Origin of the sequence: Streptomyces sp. NBC_01142, from assembly GCF_026341125.1 — a bacterium.
Taxonomy (GTDB): Bacteria; Actinomycetota; Actinomycetes; order Streptomycetales; family Streptomycetaceae; genus Streptomyces.
In genome coordinates this window covers 2,797,178-2,813,389 of sequence record NZ_JAPEOR010000002.1, presented here as the reverse complement: position 1 = coordinate 2,813,389, position 16,212 = coordinate 2,797,178, and the positions used below count along the sequence as shown (strand labels likewise).

Genomic DNA, 16,212 nt, shown 5'->3' with positions numbered 1-16,212 from the left:
TCACTTCGCTTTCAGAAGGCCGCGGTCAGCGACCGGTCTTCGGGGCCTTCCAGCGGGCGATGCCGCGGGCCACCAGATTGAGGATCATGACGAAGGCGATCAGGACCAGGGCGGCGGCCCAGGCGCGGTCGACCGCTGCGTCGGTGCCGACGGCGTACTGCTCGTACACATACAGCGGCAGCGAGGACTGGGCACCTTCGAAGGGGTTGTTGTTGATCAGCTTCGTACCGAAGACGAGCAGCAGCACGGGGGCCGTTTCGCCGGCGATACGGGCCACCGCGAGCATGACGCCCGTCGTGATGCCGCCGATCGCGGTGGGCAGGACCACCTTGAGGATCGTGCGCCACTTGGGGATGCCCAGGGCGAGGGAAGCCTCGCGCAGCTCGTTGGGGACGAGCTTGAGCATCTCCTCGGTGGAGCGGACGACCACCGGCATCATCAGGATGGCGAGCGCCAGCGAGCCGGCGAACCCGGAGGGCCCGAAGCCCAGCATCAGGTTCCAGGTGGCGAGGATGAACAGGCCCGCGACGATCGACGGAATGCCGGTCATGACGTCGACGAAGAAGGTGACGGCCTTCGCGAGCTTTCCGCGTCCGTACTCGACCAGGTAGATCGCGGTCAGCATGCCGATGGGGGCGGCGATGACGGTGGCGATGAGGACCTGCTCGATGGTGCCGAGCAGCGCGTGGTAGATGCCGCCGCCGGCTTCGGCGTCGAGCACACCGCCCATCGAGTGACTCAGGAAGTACGTGTCGAGGACCTTGACGCCCTTGCTGATCGTGACCCACGCCAGCGAGAGCAGGGGGATGACGGCGAGGATGAAGCAGACCCAGACGAGGCTGGTGGCGAAACGATCCTTCGCCTGGCGGCTGCCCTCGACCTTGGTGGTGATCAGGTAGCTCGCGATCAGGAAGAAGAGCGCGGACAGAAGGCCCCACTGGATCCGGCTGTGCCAGCCGGCGGCGAGGCCGGCGCCGCAGCCCGCGGCGATCGACCCGGCGGCGATGGCGGCCGGGGCCCAGCGGGGGAGGCGGGCGTGGGACAGGGGGTCGTGGCGCACGACGGCAACCGGCCGCTTGTCCTGGACGACGTTGCTCATGCGTTGGCCCCCGAGTACTCCTTGCGGCGCGCGATGATCCACCGTGCCGCGCCGTTGACCAGCAGCGTGATGAAGAAGAGCACCAGACCGGAGGCGATCAGCGCGTCCCGGCCGAACTCATCGGCTTCGTTGAACTTCGCCGCGATGTTCTGGGCGAAGGTGCCGCCACCCGGGTCGAGCAGGTGGCCGGAGATGATGAAGCTCGGGGAGAGCACCACGGCCACGGCCATCGTCTCGCCGAGCGCACGGCCGAGGCCGAGCATCGAGGCGCTGATGATGCCGGAGCGGGCGAAGGGGAGCACGGACATCCGGATGACTTCCCAGCGCGTGGCGCCGAGGGCGAGAGCGGCCTCTTCGTGCATCTTCGGCACCTGGAGGAAGACCTCACGGGTGACGTTGGTGATGATCGGCAGGATCATGATCGCCAGCAGGATGCCCACGGTGAAGAGGTTGCGGGCGGGGCCGTCGGTGGCCTTGTCGAAGATGTACGTCCAGCCGAGGTACTCGTTCAGCCACTGGTTGAGGCCGTCGAGGTACGGGACCAGGAAGATGGCGCCCCAGAGGCCGTAGATGATGCTCGGTACGGCGGCGAGCAGGTCGACGACGTACGAGATCGGCGCGGCCAGCTTCCGCGGCGCGTAGTGCGAGACGAACAGCGCGATGCCGATCGCCACGGGCACGGCGAGGAGCATCGCGATGACCGAGCTGACGACCGTGCCGAAGGCCAGTACGGCGATGCCGAAGACCGGCGGGTCACCGGCCGGGTTCCACTCGGAGGTGGTGAGGAAGTTCGCGTCGTCCTTCGAGATGGCGATCGCGGCGCGGTAGGCGAGGAACCCCGCTATCGCGGCCATGATCACCAGCAGGGTGATGCCGGATCCGCGGGACAGGCCCAGGAAGATCCGGTCACCGGGGCGGGTGCTGCCCCTGGACGCGCGTGTGTCGCCGCGCCTGTCGGGCGGCGGTGTTTCGGTGGTGGTTGGTGTAACCATCGGGTCTCTCCGGTCTGCGGAGCCGGTGGGCTCCTGGCGGCGGTGCACCGGATGCCGAGGCCGGTCCGGCCCGTGCTGCGGCACGGACCGGCCTCGGCCGGAAATCAGGACAGGGTCGGGACGATCTCGCGGACCTTGGCCGCGATCTCGGCCGGGAGCGGGGCGTAGCCGGCCTCGGCGAGGACCTTCTGGCCGTCCTCGCTGACCGTGTAGTTCAGGAACGACTTGAGGGTCGGCAGGGTCTCCGCCTTGTTGCCCTTGTCGCAGGCGATCTCGTACGTGACCAGGACGATCGGGTACGCGCCCTCGGCCTTGGTCTTGTAGTCGAGGGACAGGGCGAGGTCGCTGCCGGTGCCCTTGACCTTGGCGGCGGCGATGGCCTTGGAGGCGTTCTCGGTGGTCGCCTCGACCGGGGCAGCGGCACCCGTGTTCAGCTTGACGGTACTCATCTTGCTGGCGGTCGCGTAGGAGAGCTCGAAGTAGCCGATCGCGCCTTCGGCGTCCTTGACCGCGGTGGCGACGCCGGAGGAGCCGTTGGCGGCCTGGCCACCCTCGGCCGGCCAGGACTTCGTCTTCGGGTCGTACTTCCAGTCGGCCGGGGCGGCCTCGCTGAGGTACTTGCCGAGGTTCTGGGTGGTGCCGGACTCGTCCGAGCGGTGGAAGGCCTGGATGCTGGTGCTGGGCAGCTTGGCGTCCGGGTTGAGCTTCTTGATCGCCTCGTCGTCCCACTTCTTGATCTTCGAGTCGAAGATCTTGGCGAGGGTCGGGGCGTCCAGGACCAGGTTGTCCACGCCGCTCAGCTTGTAGCCGATGGCGACCGGGCCGCCCACCATGGGCAGGTTGATGCCCTGGCCGGTCTTGCAGATCTTCTTCGACTCGGTGACCTCTTCGGGCTTGAGCGCGGAGTCGGAGCCCGCGAAGGCGACCTGGCCCTGATTGAACTTGGTGATGCCGCCGCCGGAGCCGATGGCCTGGTAGTTGATCTCCACGCCGGAGCAGGCCGCCTGGAAGTTCTTCACCCAGAGGTCCATGGCGTTCTTCTGTGCGGTCGAGCCCGCCGCGAGGAGCTGGCCCTTGGCGTCCTCGCACTTGATGTTCGAGGCGGCGCTGGTCTTGCTGCCGTTGCCGCCGGTGGAGCCGGCGTTGTCGTCCGAACCACACGCCGTGAGGACCAGGGCGCCGGAAACGGCGAGGGCGCCGAGCGCGGTGGCGCGAAGCCCGTTCTTGCTCTGAAGCTTCACTTTCGGGTGTTCCTTCCAGAAGCCGCCGGACGCTGACTGGGGTGTCTGAACGTTCCGTGGCGGCGTGTGATCGGGGTGGGGGGACCGACGCTGTGCCGGTCACCGTGTAGGGCCGAAATTAGGCAGATCAGATGAAGCGGCCAACGGGAGAGAGTGAACGGAAGGTGAACCGTGTCGGGCGGCTAAGTGCCACCCTTCGATCTGTACACCGTGTGTGACTCACCCGCCGTCCCAGGCCGAGTGCAGAGCCTCCAGCAGCGCGTCTACGAGGAGGCGGTCGCGGGGCTGGGTGAGCCGGTCGCGCGCGGCAGCAGGAGGCAGCCACAGCAGCCGGTCGACCTCCCTGTTCGGCTCGAACGAGCCGCCGGTGGCCTCCGCCGCCCAGTAGCGGACTTCCTTGGGCCGGCCCTCGGCCCGGTAGAGGACGGTGGGCAGCTCAGGTCCCAGGTCGCACGCCATGCCGGTTTCCTCCAGCACCTCGCGTACCGCTCCCTGCCGTGCGTCCTCGCCGCGCTTCAGTTTGCCTTTCGGGTGCGACCAGTCCGCCCATTTCGGCCGATGGACCAGGGCGAGCTCGATCCCGTCGACAGAGGGCGAGCGACGCCACAGCACGCAGCCCGCAGCGAGAATCACAGAGTCGTCGTTCATCCGGCTCCTCCCGACTGAAACCGCGCTTGGTCTGCGGCTTCCTTGATCGTGGTTACCGTCCGTGCGGAGGGTCGGTCCGCTCCCTCATGGGGCCGCCACCGCCGTCCGATGCCATACCTGCTGGAAGGCGAAGCGGGCCGCCTCGACCTCGTGCCGCTGGTCGGCGTGGAGCACCCCCAGGGCGTACGCCGTCGCCGGAGCGATGCGCGGGGTCCTGGCCGCGACCGCGGCCGCGGTCGCGGCCTCGGCGGCGTCACGGTGGCGGTCCAGGACCAGCCCCGCGTGGCGGAGCACCGGGTCCGCGTCCGGGTACAGCACCTCCTGTGCGTACCGGTGCAGCCTCAGCAGCAGCCGCACCTGGTGCCAGGGGGCATCCTGCGCCTCGCCGGCCGAGGCGGTGGCGAGACCGTTGACCAGGGCTTCCGCGTTGTACGGGTGGGCCGCGCGGCCCAGTGGCAGCGCGGCCACGGCCTCCAGCAGGCGCCGCTCGGCGGTCTCGGCGGGCAGCGAGAGGGTCTCGGCGGCCGGGGCCGCGGCCACGGCACCCAGGGGCAGCTCGGAGGCGAGTACGGCGACGGCGTCGGCGACCGCGTGGAACCGGGACGAGCCGAGCGCCTGGAGCGCGGCAGAGTGGGCGCGGGTCCGGGCGAGGGTCAGCTGCCGCTCCAGCAGGGCACCGGCCCGCGCGGCCCCCACGGTGAGCGCCCCCGTGGCCCGCCGGGCCTCGACGCCGTCGGCGGGGCTGCGGGGTCCGGCGGAGCTTCCGGGGCCGCCGTCTGCGGCCCGCCGGCCGGAGCCGGCCAGGGCGTCGGCGCTGCCGGGAGCGCCCGGCTCCACCGGCCCGCCTGCCGTTCCCGGGTCTGCCGGTTCGGCAGCCGGGCTGCCCGCCGTCAGTCCGCGGAGCTCTCCCCTCGCCGGGGGCAGCGGCGACGCCCCCGACAGGCGCGACAGCGCGTCCAGCAGTCTGGCCAGGCGTGAGGTGCAGGCGTGTTCCTGGGCCAGGGTGGCGGACAGCCAGGCCAGTTCGCCGCGCAGACCGTCCGCCCACGCCGGGTCGAGGAGCGGCCGGAACGTGTGCAGCGTTCCGCTGATACGGCGGGACGCCTGGCGCAGCGCGCGGGCCGCCTCCGCCACGCTCGCCGTGTCCGCGCCGCTCTCGCTGTGCAGTCGCAGGCTGCGCAGGAAGGTGCCCGCCTGCGCATGAAGATACCGGGCCAGAGCTTCGCCGGCCGTGACCGGCACCGCGAAGGCGGCCGGGACGGCGGCAGTGTCCTGCCGGGAGAGATCAGGGCTGTGCACGCCGGCGCCTCCGGGCGTCTATGAGCATCTCCTGTACATGCCGCTGCGGCTGGCCGTCCGGATCCGCGGCATGCCGGGTCCAGGCGCCGTCCGGGCCGAGGTGCCAGGAGGCGGTGGTGTCGGACATGCCCGTCTCCAGCAGCCGGGTGAGGGCCGCGCGGTGGGCCGGGTCGGTGACCCGTATCAGTGCCTCGATACGGCGATCGAGGTTGCGGTGCATCATGTCGGCGCTGCCGAGCCACACCTCGGGCTCGCCGCCGTTGCCGAAGGCGAAGACCCGGGAGTGTTCCAGGAAGCGCCCGAGGATCGAGCGGACCCGGATGTTCTCGGAGAGCCCGGTCACTCCGGGGCGTATCGCACAGATGCCGCGCACCCAGATGTCCACCGGCACCCCCGCCATCGCCGCCCGGTAGCAGGCGTCGATGATCGCCTCGTCCACCATGGAGTTGACCTTGAAGCGTACGTAGGCGGGGCGCCCTGCGCGGTGGTGCGCGGCTTCCTTGTTTATTCGCGAAATGAGGCCGTCCCGAAGGGACTTGGGGGCGACGAGCAGACGGCGGTACGTCTCGCGGCGCGAATATCCCGACAGCCGGTTGAACAGGTCCGACAGATCCGCGCCGACCTGCGGGTCCGCGGTCAGCAGCCCCAGGTCCTCGTAGAGCCTGGCCGTCTTCGGGTGGTAGTTCCCGGTCCCCACATGCGAGTAGCGGCGCAGTGTCTCGCCCTCCTGGCGGACCACCAGCGAGAGCTTGCAGTGGGTCTTCAGCCCGATCAGGCCGTAGACGACATGGCAGCCGGACTCCTCCAGCTTGCGCGCCCACTTGATGTTGGCCTGCTCGTCGAAGCGGGCCTTGATCTCCACGAGTACGAGCACCTGCTTGCCCGACTCCGCGGCGTCGATCAGCGCGTCCACTATCGGGGAGTCGCCCGAGGTCCGGTACAGCGTCTGCTTGATCGCCAGCACGTCCGGGTCGCCCGCGGCCTGCTCCAGGAAGGCCTGGACGGACGTGGAGAACGAGTCGTACGGGTGGTGCAGCAGCACGTCCCGCTCGCGCAGCGCCATGAAGATGTCGGGTGCGGAGGCGGACTCCACCTCGGCGAGGTCCCGGTGGGTGCCCGCGACGAACTTCGGGAACTTCAGCTCGGGCCGGTCCAGCGCCGCGATGCCGAAGAGACCGGTCAGATCCAGCGGCCCCGGCAGCGGGTACACCTCGGCGTCGGAGACCTTCAGCTCGCGGACCAGCAGATCGAGGACGTACGGGTCGATGGACTCCTCGACCTCGAGCCGTACCGGCGGGCCGAAGCGGCGCCGCATGAGCTCCTTCTCCAGGGCCTGGAGAAGGTTCTCGGCGTCGTCCTCCTCCACCTCCAGGTCCTCGTTGCGCGTCACCCGGAACATATGGGTCGCCAGGACCTCCATGCCGGGGAACAGCTCTTCCAGATGCGCCGCTATGACGTCCTCGAGGGGGACGTACCGCTGCGGCGAGGCCTCCAGGAAGCGGGACAGCAGCGGCGGGACCTTCACCCGGGCGAAGTGGCGGTGGCCGCTGACGGGGTTGCGCACGACAACCGCGAGGTTCAGGGACAGACCGGAGATGTACGGGAAGGGGTGCGCCGGGTCCACGGCCAGCGGGGTGAGGACCGGGAAGATCTGCTGCCGGAAGAGCGTGAAGAGGCGGGCCTGCTCCTTCTCGGTGAGCTCGGGCCAGCGGATGAGGTGGATGGACTCCTCGGCGAGTGCCGGGGCCACGTCCTGCTGGTAGCAGGCGGCGTGCCGGGCCATGAGCTCGCGGGAGCGCGTCCAGATCAGGTCGAGGACCTCGCGGGGCTGCAGGCCGGAGGCGGAACGGGTGGCGACACCGGTAGCGATACGGCGCTTCAGACCGGCCACCCGGACCATGAAGAACTCGTCCAGGTTGGACGCGAAGATGGCCAGGAAATTCGCTCGTTCGAGGAGCGGGGTGGCGGGATCCTCGGCGAGCTCGAGCACCCGCTCGTTGAACGCCAACCAGCTGCGCTCACGGTCCAGGAACCGCCCCGCGGGCAGCTCGCCGCCCTCTCCCTCGTGATCCTCCTCGTAACCGTCGAGGTCGGCATCGAGGTCGGGCTCCAGATCGGAGACGGTGGCCGCGACCGTGTGCGGCCGGTGCGCGGCTATGGAACCGACGGACGGCTGGGGGTGCTGGACCGGTACCTCGGCGGGCTGCTGGTTCATGGACCCATTCTTCCGCGTGGAAGGCAGAACGGGCGCGTCGGAGAGTGCCGGGGTGAGGGGGATTCTCCCATTGGCGAGGGGGACTCTCCCGTTGGGGGAGGCGGGCACAGCGGGCTGCATTGAGAGAGGGTCGCAAGGGTGTCTGAATGCCCGGTAACGACGACATGACATGCAGGCGCGGTCGGGATGAGCGGCGGTCGGCCGGATGGCTCCACGGACCCGGCCGACGTCCTTCCCGGGCGTGGAGATTCCCGTTCACCACGCCCGGGAAGGCCGCTCGGGCGTGGCGTCGGCGCAGAATCCGGAACGCCGCACCCACCACATCCGCCGCGACGGCCGGCCCGGTGCCCGTCTCGACCAGCTGGATCGGCCAGACGTGTGAGGCGGGGTGGCAGACGGCGTACGAGTCGGTGATCCCCGCCCCGGCCCTGCACCGCGCGGGCTCCCGCACGGTCTCCCGCGCGGCCTCCGGCCGTACCACTCCCGGCACAGGGGCCCTGGACGCGCGCCTGCCGGAGGTGGACACCTCGCCGTTGTCGAGCGGCCGGACGCTGCCGGAGGCGGCCGGACGCTGCTGGGCAGCTCGAGGCGGGTGGCGATGACGCGGTCCGCGGGCGCCCGCAGCAGCTCCCGGCAGCGGGCGGCGGCCACCCTCAGGAACCCGGTGACGAAGGCGAGCCCGCCGGCGGGCAGGGCGCGCAGCAGCAGGACCGGTTGAGCAGGGAAAGGGTGTGCAGGAGAGGGGCCGGTGTCAACTGCCACCGGCCCCTGGGCCGTTCGTCGGATCAGGCGATGTGCCTGGTGATCTGCCGGGCGTGTGCCGGGCGATGTGCCGGGCGCCCTGTCAGGACTCCGTGCGGTACATCAGGTCCACCTCGTGGGTGACGAAGCCGAGACGCTCGTACACCGTCAGCGCCGCCGTGTTGTCCGCGTCGACATAGAGCATCGCGGTGGGCAGGCCCTGCGCGGCCAGATGCCGCAGGCCGATGGCGGTGAGGGCCTTGCCGAGACCGCCGCCCTGCGCGTCGGGCCGGACGCCGACGACGTACACCTCGCCGAGGCGCTCCTCGGCGTGCACCTTCGTCCAGTGGAAGCCGACGAGCTCCCCGTCTCGCTCGGCGAGGAAGAATCCCTTGGGGTCGAACCACGGCTCGGCCTTGCGGTCGTCGAGGTCGCGCTGCGTCAGCGATCCCTGCTCGGGATGGTGCGCAAAGGCGAGGGCATTCACGGCGAGCCAGGCGGCGTCGTCCTGCCCGGGTACGAAGGTGCGTACGGTGACGCCGGCCGGGAACACCGGTTCGGAGATGTCCAGCGGGCTCAACGGCCGCCGCAGCTGGCGCAGTTCACGGAAGAGGGTCAGCCCGAGCACCTGGGCCAGATGCCGGGCGGCGGACCTCCCGCCGTGCGCCCACACCCGCAGCCGCTTCCCGGACGCCCCCAGCAACGCGGCCCCGAGCGCCCGCCCGTGCCCACGCCCCCGGTGCGAGGGATGCACGACGAGCTCGGCGGCCGGGGCCTCGACGGGGTCGGTGTCCTCGAGCTGGCCGTACCCGATGAGATCCCCGTCGACGGTGAGGAGGAAGTGGCGTACGCCCTCCCGCTTCCCGCCGCGCAGTTGCAGCCGCCCCTGCTCGGAGACGGCCTGCATCCCGTCGGACCGGGCGGCGTCACCGAGCATGCCCAGTACGGCCTGTGCCTGGTCGGCGGTGAGCTCGTCAAGGGTCTGAATGTGCCGGCCGGGCTCCAGGGCTGGTACGTCAATCGTCATGTGTCGAGGGTACGGCGGGGGTGGCCCGGCGCGGGATCTGCGCGGCTCGGCGATTGGCCCGCGCATGCGGTGGACGATCCTGCTCGTCCATGTCCGCCCCTGCGGGGGTGATACGCCAGGAACGACCCGTTGACGTGCGAAGGCAACCAGGTTGTAACCCGTCACCCCCTGTCGCGCTACGCGCGTTGACTCTAGGCTGCCGCTCGCACCCTCACGCCACGCTGAACTGACAAGGGGACAGATGTCAGCGACACAACAGAAGAACCGCGCGGCCCGGCGGACCCGGCGGATACTCGCCACCGCCGCGGGACTGGCCACCGTCGGCGCGCTCGTCGCCGCGATGCCGGCCGGTGCCACGGACGGGGAGCGTCACGGAGACCGGCACCACAAGCACAAGCCGCGCACCGTCGATGTGCAACTGCTCTCCTTCAACGACCTCCACGGGAACCTGGAGCCGCCCGCCGGCTCGGCCGGGGCGGTCAGTGAGACGCAGGCCGACGGCACGGTCAAGAGCATCCCGGCCGGCGGCGTCGAGTACCTGGCCACCTCGCTGCGCACCGCGCGCAAGGGGAACCCGTACTCCATCACCGCGGCCGGCGGCGACATGGTGGGCGCCAGCCCGCTGCTGTCCGGTCTCTTCCACGACGAGCCGACCATCGAGGCGCTCAACAAGATCGATCTCGATGTGACGTCCGTGGGCAACCACGAGTTCGACGAGGGCGCGGTCGAGCTCGCCCGACTGCAGAACGGCGGCTGCCACCCGGTCGAGGGCTGTTTCGAGAAGGGGAAGAAGTTCCGGGGCGCGGACTTCCCCTACCTCGCGGCCAACGTCACCAAGGAGAAGACCGGCAGGCCGATCCTCAAGCCGTACACGGTCTGGAAGAAGAACGGCGTCAAGATCGGCTTCATCGGAGTGACCCTCGAGGGCACCCCGGACATCGTCAACGCCAACGGCATCAAGGGCCTCGCCTTCCGCGACGAGGTCGAGACGATCAACAAGTACGCCCGTGAGCTGGACCGCCAGGGCGTGAAGTCGATCGTCGCGCTGATCCACGAGGGCGGCTCGCCCGCCTCCCCCTCGTACAACTACAACTGCGACTCGCCGGGCGCCGGTGACGGCATCTCCGGCCCGATCGTCGACATCGCCAAGGGCATCACGCCGAAGGTGGACGCGCTGGTCACCGGCCACACCCACCAGGCGTACGTGTGCACCATCCCGGACCCGTCCGGCAAGCCGCGCATGGTCACCTCGGCGTCCTCGTACGGCAAGCTCTACACGGACACCACCCTCACGTACGACCGTCGCACCAAGGACATCGTCCGTACGTCGGTGAAGTCCGCGAACCACATCGTCAGCCGCGACCAGGCCAAGGCCGCGGACATGACCTCCCTCATCGAGCGCTGGAGCAAGCTGGCCGCGCCGATTGCGAACCGCCCGCAGGGCTGGATCTCCGGCGACATCAACGGCCGTGGCTCGACGGCGCCCGAGAAGCCGCTCGGAGACCTGATCGCGGATGCCCAGCTCGAGGGCCTGGCTCCGGCGGACAAGGGCGGGGCGCAGCTCGCGCTGATGAACCCGGGCGGCATCCGGTCCGATCTGGTCTTCAAGGCGTCGGGCAGCGAGGGCGACGGGGTGGTGACGTACGGCGAGTCCTTCACCGTGCAGCCGTTCACCAACATGATGAACGTCGTCGACCTGACCGGCGCCCAGCTGATCACCACGCTCCAGCAGCAGGTCAGCGGCCCGAACGAGGCCTCGCCGAAGATCCTTCAGGTCTCGAAGGGCTTCACGTACACCCTGGACATGACGAAGACGGGCGCGGCCCGGATCGTCGTCGACTCGGTGAAGCTGAACGGTGAGGCGATCGACCCGGCGAAGACGTACCGCGTCGCGATGAACGAGTTCCTGGCGGGTGGCGGTGACGGCTTCCCCGTGCTGAAGGAGCACAAGAACAAGCTGGTCGGCGCTTCCGACCTGGATGTCTTCAACGCCTACCTGGCGGCGAAGTCCACGGCGGCCGCGCCGATCACGCCGCCGGTCGCGGACCGGATCACGGTGGTGAAGTAGGGCGCTGCCCGGCTTCACGGTGGTGAAGCCGGGCTGCCCGGCGGACAGTTGGTGGGGCGGTGGGCCAGGTGCCTGCCGCCCCACCGGCGTTGTGCGGGCGGGATTCCGTGGGTCGCGGCACTGTAGCTTTTGACGTGAACCCGCCATACTCCGGGCCATGGACCGACGGAGTTTTCTCGCGGGTGCGGCAGCCGTCTCCGCCACCGCCCTCATCGGCGCACCGGCCGCTGCCGCCGCGCCGCGGCGCACGCTGTCCGCACAGGACTGGATGGCGGGCGCCGCCGACGCGACCCCCCTGCAACGGCTGACGATCCCCGGCACCCACGACTCGGGCGCGCGCTTCGGCGGTCTGTGGGTGCAGTGCCAGAACATCACCATCGCCGACCAGTTGAACAGCGGTATCCGCTTTCTGGACGTACGGTGCCGGGTCACCGGCGACTCGTTCGCCATCCACCACGGGGCGTACTACCAGAACCTGATGTTCGGCGATGTCCTCATCGCCTGCCGCGACTTCCTCGCGGTGCACCCCTCCGAGACGGTCCTGATGCGGGTCAAGCAGGAGTACTCGGGGGACAGTGACGCCACCTTCCGGCGCATCTTCGACCTCTATCTGGACGGCAAGGGCTGGCGTCCGCACTTCCGGATCGGCGACGGGCTGCCGGCGCTGGGCGAGGCGCGCGGCAAGGTCGTGCTGCTCGGCGACAACGGCGGGCTGCCGGGCGTGCGGTACGGGGACGGGAACCTGTTCGACATCCAGGACGACTGGAACGCGGAGCCCGGCGCCAAGTACCCCAAGATCGAGGCGCACTTCCGCAAGGCGGCGCAGCAGCCCGGAAAGCTGTACGTCAACTACGTCAGCACATCCGCACTGCTGCCGCCCCGCTGGAACTCCGACCGGTTGAACCCGAGGGTCCACTCCTTCCTCGACGGCTCCGAGGCAGGCGGCTGGCGCGGGCTGGGGATCGTCCCGATGGACTTCCCCAACACCCGCTCCGGCCTGGTCGATTCACTCATTCGCCACAACCTGTGATCACCAGTTCCGAGCCGGTGAAGCCCGCCCGTATGCGCCGGTCGTGCGTGACGATCACCAGCGCCCCGGCATAGCCGGCCAGCGCGGTCTCCAGCTCCTCCACCAGGGCGGGGGAGAGGTGGTTCGTGGGTTCGTCGAGGAGGAGCAGGTCGACAGGTTCGACGACCAGCCGGGCCAGCTCCAGCTTGCGGCGCTGCCCGGTGGACAGTGCCCGTACGGGGACGGTGAGGTCCTCCCCGCGGAACAGGCCGAGGGCGAGCAGTTCGTCCACGCGGTCGTGGCCGAAGACCTCGGCGACCGTGCGCCCGTCGTCCGCCGGGGAGTTGTTCTGGCGCAGGAACCCGACCCGGGCCGGACGGCGGACCGTACCGGTCTGCGGGACCAGCTCTCCGGCCAGCACCTGGAGCAGCGTGGACTTGCCGGCTCCGTTCGGTCCGGTGATCAGCAGGCGCTCGCCCGGTGCGATGCGCAGTGCGTCGAGCGAGAGCCGGCCCGGGACACGTACACCGGAAAGCTCCACCTCGTGCGAGGTCCCGCCCTCGATACGGGCGGTGAAACGCAGCGGCTCCGGGGGCGGCGGCACCGGGTTCTCGGTCAGCCGGTGCACCCGCTCCCGGGCGTTGCGGATTCTGCTCATCGCGCCGTGCGCCCGTGACCTGGCCCGGAACGCGCCCGCACCGCTGAAGGCCGACGGGGCCTTGCGCGGGATCGCGGACAGCAGCCCGATGTTCGACTCGGCCAGCGCCGAGTGGCGGGCAGGTCGGCGCGCCACTCCTCGTGCTCCCGGACCCGGCGTGCACGGGCCGCGGCCCTGGCGGCGAGGAAGCCGGCGTAGCCGTTGCCGTACCGGCGTACCGTGCGCAGATCCTGGTCCACCTCCAGCACGGTGGAGGTGACCCGGTCCAGGAACGTCCGGTCGTGGGTGACCGCGACCACCGTGCCGCGGTGGGCTCTCAGCTGCCCCTCCAGCCAGCCGACGGCCTCGTCGTCGAGGTCGTTGGTCGGCTCGTCGAGCAGCAGCAGCTCGGGCGCGGAGGCGAGCGTCGCTGCCAGCGCGAGGCGGGAGCGCTGCCCGCCCGAGAGGGTGCCCAGCGGGCGGGTCCGGTCCAGGCGCTGCTTCTCGCCCAGCCGGCGCAGGGTGATCTCGACCCGCCGGTCGGCCTCGTGGCCGTCGCGCGCCTCGAACTCGGCGACGAGTTCCGCGTATTCGGTGTACGCCGCCTCGTCCGCCCGGTGCAGCTCCGCCTCCGCGGTACGGATCCGCCGCTCCAGCGCCCGCAGTTCGGCGAGTGCGAGGTCGACGGCGTCACCGACGAGAGCGGTGCCGGGAAGCTCCAGGGTCTGGGCGAGATGGCCGACGCCGCCGGGAGCGGTGACGGTGAGCGTGCCGTTGTCGGGCTGCTCCTGTCCGGCGAGCAGCCGGAGCAGGGTGGACTTGCCGGAGCCGTTGTCGCCGACGACGCCGACTTTCTCGCCCGGACGGACGGTGAAGGAGACCCGGTCGAGGACGACACGATCGTCGTAGCGTTTGGTGACGTCGGACAGGGTGAGCTGCGAAACGGCAGCGGCAGCGGTGGTGGCGGCTGAGGCGGTGACTGGGAACAAGTGTGTCTTCTTTCGTGGACGACAGGACGACAGGACGACGCGATGGAGACGGGACGTGCCGTCTCGTTGTATCGACCGTAGCGCCGCTTCCGATGTCCCGCAAGACGCACCGTCTCGTTAAATTCCGGAGGGGGGCGGAGTCGCCGCCCCCGGCAGCCGGATCACCGCCCGCGTGCCACCGTCCGCCGCCGGCCCGAGCGCGATCTCGCCGCCCGCCTGCTGGACCGTACGCGCCACGATCGACAGCCCGAGCCCCGAACCCGGCAGCGCCCGCGCGGACGGTGAACGCCAGAACCGCTCGAAGACATGCGGGAGTTCATCGGCGGGGATGCCGGGCCCGTGGTCCCGTACCGCCAGCTCGCCGCCCCGCAGGGACACCTCGATCGTCCCGCCCGGCGGGGAGAACTTCACCGCGTTGTCCAGGACGTTGACCAGCGCCCGCTCCAGCGCGGCCGGCTCCGCCCGTACGTACCAGGGCTCCAGCTCCGCCGCGATGGTCAGCTCGGGACCGCGCAGCCGGGCCCGCTCCAGCGCGGCCGCGACGATCTCGTGCAGGGCGATGACCTGCAACGGCCCCGGGCCGACGGCATCCGGCCGCGACAGCTCCTGCAGGTCGCCGATGAGCGCGGCCAGTTCGGTCATCTGCGCCGTGACCGAGGCCAACAGCGCCGCACGGTCCCCGGGCGGGAGCGCCCGGCCCGTCTCCTCGCTGCGCGCCAGCAGCTCGATGTTCGTACGCAGCGACGTCAGCGGCGTACGCAGCTCGTGCCCGGCGTCCGCGATCAGCTGGGCCTGGCGGTCGCGGGAGGAGGCGAGCGCGGCGGTCATCGAGTTGAAGGAGCGGGACAGACGGGCGATCTCGTCCTCGCCCTCGACCGGGATGCGTACGGTCAGATCCTCCGTCCTGGCGACATGCTCGACGGCTCCGGTGAGCCGGTCGACCGGCTGCAGACCGGTCCGCGCGACCCACAGGCCGGCCGCCCCGGCGCCGAGCACACCGATCCCGGCGAGCACGGTCAGCACCAGCGCGAGCCGGTTCAGGGCGGAGTCGATCTCCTCCAGCGGGCGGGACACGGAGACGGCCACCGGCTGCGGGCCGATGTCGACCACCGTGGTGTGGACGCGCACCAGGTCACCCCGGTCGGTGGTGCTGTCGTGCAGGGTGTCGTGCCGGGTGAGCAGCGCGACGTCGATGTCGGGCTGCTGGACCTTCACCGGCTGCGAGTCCGGGGCGACGCAGCGGTTGCCGGTCGGCCCGACGATCTGCACATAGGCGAAGCCGGAGCCCTTCGTCGACCTGCTCTCGCGGGCGCCGCACGTGGCCAGCGCCTGCTGCACCGCACTGGGCGGCGCGCTGGTGTTCTGCAGCGAGGTGTCGAGCTCATCGTGCAACTGGGCGCGGGTCAGCAGCCAGCAGGCGACGGACACGGCCGCGACGGCGACCGCGACGGCCGTGGCCACCAGCAGTGCCAGCCGGGACCGCAGGGGCAGCGTACGGAACCGGCTGACCAGGCCTCTCACGCCTCACCGCCGGTGCGCAGCGCGTACCCCACGCCACGCACCGTGTGGACCAGGCGCGGCTCTCCCTCGGCCTCCGTCTTGCGGCGCAGATACATCACATACACATCCAGCGAGTTCGAACTCGGCTCGAAGTCGAAGCCCCAGACGGCCTTCAGGATCTGCTCCCGGGTGAGCACCTGGCGCGGATGCGCCAGGAACAGTTCGAGCAGCGTGAACTCGGTACGGGTCAGCTCGACCCGGCGCGTGCCGCGGTGGACCTCGCGGGTCGCCAGGTCCATCCGCAGATCGGCGAAGGCCAGTACGTCGTCGTCGTCGGCGCCGCCGCCGCTCGCCGTCGTGTACGAACTGCGCCGCAGCAGCGCCCTTACCCGGGCGAACAGCTCGTCCAGCTCGAACGGCTTGACCAGATAGTCGTCGGCACCCGCGTCCAGACCCGTCACCCGGTCGCCGACCGTGTCCCGCGCGGTCAGCATCAGGATCGGCACCCTCGACCCGGTGGCCCGCAGCCGGCGGGCCGCGGTCAGGCCGTCCATCCGGGGCATCTGGATGTCGAGGACGATCAGATCGGGTGCGTACGTCTCCGCCCGGGTGAGGGCGTCAATGCCGTCGACGGCGACCTCGGTCCCGTACCCCTCGAAGGCGAGACTGCGCTGGAGCGCCTCGCGCACGGCGGGCTCGTCGTCGACGATCAGGATGCGCTCGGCGGCACTCATCTGCGGTCTCTCT

General features: G+C 70.6%; 12 protein-coding genes and 1 pseudogene. 3 read left to right on the top strand and 10 right to left on the bottom strand.

The window, feature by feature from the left end; genetic code table 11:
• Positions 1-25: 25 nt before the first annotated feature.
• The 6 genes from pstA to OG883_RS30285 all read right to left on the bottom strand — a co-directional run bounded on the left by pstA (position 26) and on the right by OG883_RS30285 (position 7,494).
• The gene (gene pstA / locus OG883_RS30310; protein ID WP_266547361.1) at positions 26-1,099 is read right to left on the bottom strand and encodes a phosphate ABC transporter permease PstA; all 1,074 of its coding nucleotides are present in this window, start codon (positions 1,097-1,099) and stop codon (positions 26-28) included.
• Positions 1,096-2,091 carry a phosphate ABC transporter permease subunit PstC gene (pstC, locus tag OG883_RS30305; RefSeq protein WP_266547358.1) on the bottom strand — a complete coding sequence of 332 codons (996 nt, stop codon included), beginning with the start codon at positions 2,089-2,091 and terminating at the stop codon, positions 1,096-1,098. The genes pstA and pstC overlap by 4 nt, the downstream gene beginning before the upstream one ends.
• A 104-nt stretch (positions 2,092-2,195) precedes the next feature.
• On the bottom strand, positions 2,196-3,332 hold the full coding sequence (gene pstS / locus OG883_RS30300; RefSeq protein ID WP_266547356.1) for a phosphate ABC transporter substrate-binding protein PstS: 1,137 nt from the start codon (positions 3,330-3,332) through the stop codon (positions 2,196-2,198).
• A 219-nt stretch (positions 3,333-3,551) separates the two neighbouring features.
• Positions 3,552-3,980, bottom strand: a complete 429-nt coding sequence (locus OG883_RS30295) for an NUDIX hydrolase (RefSeq protein ID WP_266547353.1) — start codon at positions 3,978-3,980, stop codon at positions 3,552-3,554.
• A gap of 84 nt (positions 3,981-4,064) precedes the next feature.
• The gene (locus OG883_RS30290) at positions 4,065-5,222 is read right to left on the bottom strand and encodes a CHAD domain-containing protein (protein WP_266549594.1); all 1,158 of its coding nucleotides are present in this window, start codon (positions 5,220-5,222) and stop codon (positions 4,065-4,067) included.
• Positions 5,223-5,265: 43 nt separating this feature from the next.
• A complete protein-coding gene (locus OG883_RS30285; RefSeq protein WP_266547351.1) occupies positions 5,266-7,494 on the bottom strand; it encodes an RNA degradosome polyphosphate kinase in 2,229 nt (742 codons plus the stop codon).
• A gap of 344 nt (positions 7,495-7,838) precedes the next feature.
• Here OG883_RS30285 and OG883_RS30280 point away from each other — a divergent pair, with 344 nt between their 5' ends.
• Positions 7,839-8,096: a hypothetical protein gene (locus OG883_RS30280; RefSeq protein WP_266549709.1), complete on the top strand. Its 258-nt coding sequence runs from the start codon at positions 7,839-7,841 to the stop codon at positions 8,094-8,096.
• 242 nt (positions 8,097-8,338) lie between these two features.
• Here OG883_RS30280 and mshD read toward each other — a convergent pair whose 3' ends face one another.
• Entirely contained in the window at positions 8,339-9,262 is a 924-nt protein-coding gene (mshD, locus tag OG883_RS30275) for a mycothiol synthase (RefSeq protein ID WP_266547348.1), read from the bottom strand.
• Between the two features lie 241 nt (positions 9,263-9,503).
• Here mshD and OG883_RS30270 point away from each other — a divergent pair, with 241 nt between their 5' ends.
• The gene (locus OG883_RS30270; RefSeq protein ID WP_266547345.1) at positions 9,504-11,330 is read left to right on the top strand and encodes a bifunctional UDP-sugar hydrolase/5'-nucleotidase; all 1,827 of its coding nucleotides are present in this window, start codon (positions 9,504-9,506) and stop codon (positions 11,328-11,330) included.
• 157 nt (positions 11,331-11,487) lie between these two features.
• On the top strand, positions 11,488-12,360 hold the full coding sequence (locus tag OG883_RS30265; protein ID WP_266547342.1) for a phosphatidylinositol-specific phospholipase C: 873 nt from the start codon (positions 11,488-11,490) through the stop codon (positions 12,358-12,360).
• Here OG883_RS30265 and abc-f read toward each other — a convergent pair.
• From abc-f to OG883_RS30250, 3 genes and pseudogenes are all read right to left on the bottom strand, one after another.
• A pseudogene (gene abc-f / locus OG883_RS30260) lies at positions 12,341-13,965 on the bottom strand (ribosomal protection-like ABC-F family protein). The gene OG883_RS30265 and the pseudogene abc-f overlap by 20 nt on opposite strands.
• Before the next feature lie 117 nt (positions 13,966-14,082).
• A complete protein-coding gene (locus OG883_RS30255; protein WP_266547339.1) occupies positions 14,083-15,486 on the bottom strand; it encodes a HAMP domain-containing sensor histidine kinase in 1,404 nt (467 codons plus the stop codon).
• Positions 15,483-16,199 carry a response regulator transcription factor gene (locus OG883_RS30250; RefSeq protein WP_266547336.1) on the bottom strand — a complete coding sequence of 239 codons (717 nt, stop codon included), beginning with the start codon at positions 16,197-16,199 and terminating at the stop codon, positions 15,483-15,485. Before OG883_RS30250 ends, OG883_RS30255 begins: the two co-directional genes overlap by 4 nt.
• Positions 16,200-16,212: the final 13 nt, after the last annotated feature.

Coding starts and splice junctions, on each gene's coding strand:
- OG883_RS30285 (WP_266547351.1), bottom strand. CDS start 7,494: ATGAACCAGCAGCCCGCCGAGGTACCGGTCCAGCACCCCCAGCCGTCC.
- OG883_RS30295 (WP_266547353.1), bottom strand. CDS start 3,980: ATGAACGACGACTCTGTGATTCTCGCTGCGGGCTGCGTGCTGTGGCGT.
- OG883_RS30270 (WP_266547345.1), top strand. CDS start 9,504: ATGTCAGCGACACAACAGAAGAACCGCGCGGCCCGGCGGACCCGGCGG.
- mshD (WP_266547348.1), bottom strand. CDS start 9,262: ATGACGATTGACGTACCAGCCCTGGAGCCCGGCCGGCACATTCAGACC.
- OG883_RS30250 (WP_266547336.1), bottom strand. CDS start 16,199: ATGAGTGCCGCCGAGCGCATCCTGATCGTCGACGACGAGCCCGCCGTG.
- pstC (WP_266547358.1), bottom strand. CDS start 2,091: ATGGTTACACCAACCACCACCGAAACACCGCCGCCCGACAGGCGCGGC.
- pstA (WP_266547361.1), bottom strand. CDS start 1,099: ATGAGCAACGTCGTCCAGGACAAGCGGCCGGTTGCCGTCGTGCGCCAC.
- OG883_RS30265 (WP_266547342.1), top strand. CDS start 11,488: ATGGACCGACGGAGTTTTCTCGCGGGTGCGGCAGCCGTCTCCGCCACC.